This window comes from Anaerolineales bacterium, from assembly GCA_022866145.1.
In the GTDB taxonomy this organism is placed as follows: domain Bacteria; phylum Chloroflexota; class Anaerolineae; order Anaerolineales; family E44-bin32; genus PFL42.
Genome location: JALHUE010000010.1, coordinates 1 through 3,054, shown reverse-complemented (window position 1 = coordinate 3,054; position 3,054 = coordinate 1). Strand labels below are relative to the sequence as shown.

Annotated in this window: 3 protein-coding genes; all 3 read left to right on the top strand. The window is 67.8% G+C overall.

Features of this window, described 5'->3' with window-relative positions; genetic code table 11:
* Positions 1–339 (top strand): amidohydrolase family protein (locus tag MUO23_00315; GenBank protein MCJ7511393.1); only part of this gene is annotated, 339 nt, incomplete at its 5' end.
* A 28-nt stretch (positions 340–367) separates the two neighbouring features.
* Complete coding sequence (locus tag MUO23_00310) at positions 368–2,170, top strand: adenine deaminase (GenBank protein MCJ7511392.1); 1,803 nt, start codon at positions 368–370, stop codon at positions 2,168–2,170.
* A gap of 6 nt (positions 2,171–2,176) precedes the next feature.
* Entirely contained in the window at positions 2,177–2,926 is a 750-nt protein-coding gene (locus MUO23_00305) for a GntR family transcriptional regulator (GenBank protein MCJ7511391.1), read from the top strand.
* Positions 2,927–3,054 lie beyond the last annotated feature (128 nt).

Here is a 3,054-nt window from a genome sequence, read left to right as displayed (position 1 = left end):
CGCCCGGCGGCGGACCCCCCGCAATCCCTGATCACCGCCCGCCAGGTCCTCGAGATGGCGACACGCGGCGGGGCGGCCGTCCTGGGACGGAGCGACATCGGCTCGCTGGCCGTGGGCAAATGCGCTGACCTGATCGCCATCCGTCTCGACCGGCTGGAGTTTGCCGGGGGGCTGCATGACCCGGTGGCGGCTTGCGTGCTGTGCGCGCCGGTCCACGTCGATTTCTCGTTCGTTCACGGCCGGCCCGTGGTCGAGCATGGACGGCTGACATTGCTCGACCTGGACCCGGTCATCGAGGCTCACAATCGTGCCGCCCTTCGCCTGGTGGCGGGGGAGTAGGCGGATCACACCCGGGAAGGAGGCGAAGATGACTCAAGCGCTGGCGACCCGCTCGCAGCGGCTCGTGGACGTGGCGATGGGCCGTCAGCCGGCGGACGTGGTCATTCGCGCCGGGCGCTGGGTGTGCGTGCAGTCGGGCGAAATCTTGGAGCATACCGACCTGGCGGTCAGCGGCGACCGGATCGCCTTCGTCGGGCCGGATGCCCGGCACACGATCGGCGCCGGAACCCGGATCATTGAGGCCGAGGACCGCTACCTGGTTCCGGGCTTGCTCGATGGCCATATGCATGTCGAATCCGGCATGCTGACCGTGACTGAGTTCGCACGAGCGGTAATCCCCCACGGAACGACCGGGATGTTCATCGACCCCCATGAAATCGCCAACGTCCTCGGCCTGGCAGGCGTCCGGTTGGTGTTCGACGAGGCCGCCGTGCAGCCGATCCACGTTTGGGTTGAGGTTCCGGCGTGCGTTCCTTCGGCGCCCGGGCTGGAGACGCCGGGAGCGGTCTTCGGCCCGGAGCAGGTGGCCGAGGCCCTGTCGTGGCCCGGTGTGATCGGCCTCGGGGAAGTCATGGACTACCCGGGTGTCTACGGCGGCGATGCCAAGATGCACCGCGAGATGGCGTCGGCGCGGCAGTCCGGAAAGGTGATCGGCGGGCACTATGCTTCGCCCGATCTCGGGCTGGCGTTCCATGGCTACGTCGCCGGCGGCCCGGAGGACGATCACGAGGGCACGCGGGCGGAAGACGCCGTGGCCCGTGTCCGCCAGGGGATGAAGGCCATGCTGCGCCAGGGGTCGGCCTGGCATGACGTGGCGGCCCAGGTGGCCGCGATCACGAAGGCCGGCCTGGACCCGCGGCACTTCCTGCTGGTGACCGATGACAGTCACTGTGAGACGCTGGTCAGCGAGGGGCACGTCAACCGGGCCGTCCAGGTTGCCATGCAACACGGCGTCGATCCCATTGTAGCCATCCAAATGGCGACCCTGAACACAGCGGAGCACTTTGGCGTGGCGCGTGACGTTGGGCAGATCGCTCCCGGCCGGTTCGCCGATGTCTTGCTGGTGCGCGATCTGCGGCAGCTGAAGCCGGAGGTCGTGCTTGGTCGCGGCCAGGTGATCGCAGAGCACGGCAGGATCCTGGTTCCTCGTCCGGCGTTCGCTTACCCTGCAGCTGCCCGCAGTTCCGTGAGGCTGGCGCGGCCGCTGATTGCCGACGACTTCGTTCTGCGGGCTCCCCACGGAAAATCCGTGCGGGCGCATGTCATCGGCCTGGTCGAGAACCAGGCGCCGACTCGCCACCTGGAGTTCGTCTTGGAGCCGCAGGATGGGCGGGTGCTGCCGGATCGGGAGCGCGACCTGTCGCTGGTGGCCGTCATCGACCGACACCAGGGCTCGGGGCGGATCCAGCTAGGCCTGGTGCACGGAATTGGGTTTACCTCCCAGGCCGCCTTCGCCTCGACGGTTGTTCACGATAGCCACCAGTTGATCGTGGTCGGCACCGATCCCGAAGATATGGCCCGAGCCGCCAACGAGCTGGCTGCCTGCGGAGGCGGCCAGATCGTGGTGCGCCAGGGCGAGATCCTGGGGCGGGTTCAGCTCCCGATCGCCGGCCTGATTTCGGATGCGCCGGCGGAGACCGTCGCCGCCGAGGCGCAATCGGTGCTCAACGGCCTGAGGGCCTGCGGCTGCGCCATGAACAACGCCAACATGCAGCTCAGCCTGCTGGGGCTGGTCGTCATCCCCGAGCTGCGCATTTCCGATCTGGGATTGGTGGACGTTGAGCGGTTCGCCTTCATCCCAATGCTCGAGCCCGCAGCGGAGGCGGAGTAGCGCACCATGGCCGTCAAGCCCGCCGTCTCCTCCCGGCAGAGCGATCAGTACCTGCGGACGCAGCTGGCCTTGGGCCAGCTGCTGGAGAGCACGGCTCCTGGCACTTTCCTGCCGTCCGAACCTCAGCTGGCCAAGCACCTGCGAGTGTCGCGGGCGACGCTGCGCGAAGCCATGCGTCCCTTCGAGGAAGAAGGCCGGATTGTGCGCCGGCAGGGCGTGGGGACCGTCGTCACCCGCAAGCCCCGGGTGCTCGAGAGCGGGCTCGAGGTGCTGGAGAGCATCGACAGCATGGCAGCCCGCATCGGCCTGGAGGTCCGGGTGGGCTCGCTCTCCGTGCGCCCGGCGGATCCCGATCCGGGCGAATGCGAACAAATGGGGCTGGCACCGGGCGAAGGATTGACCGAGATTTCGCGCGGGATCCTCGCCGGGGGACGTCCAGTAGCGTTCCTGATCGATCGCGTGCCGGCGGCTGTGCTGCAGCCGCACGAGCTCGGGGCAGATTTCGGGGGTTCGGTGTTGGATCTGTTCCTCGAGCGCAAGGCCCCGCCGCTGGACTACTCGCGCACAGAGATCAGCGCCGTCTCCGCCTCGCATGCCGTGGCCCGAGAGTTGCGCATCCAGCGCGGCGATGTGCTGCTGCATCTGGAGGCCTACCTGTACTCACCGTCGGGTACTGCCGTGGACCACAGCCAAAGCTACTTCCTGCCGGGCACGTTCTGCTTTCACGTCGTCCGCCGCCTGTCCCGGCAGGGTTAGGGTCGGAGGTGGGGGTCCAGGCCGAGGCGGACTGATCGTCCGGAGTTCCGAAGCCAGTTGGTTGGCTTCCGCCACAACAAGGAGTTGAGAAACATGCGCAGCTTCATGGGGAGGGACATCCTCTCACT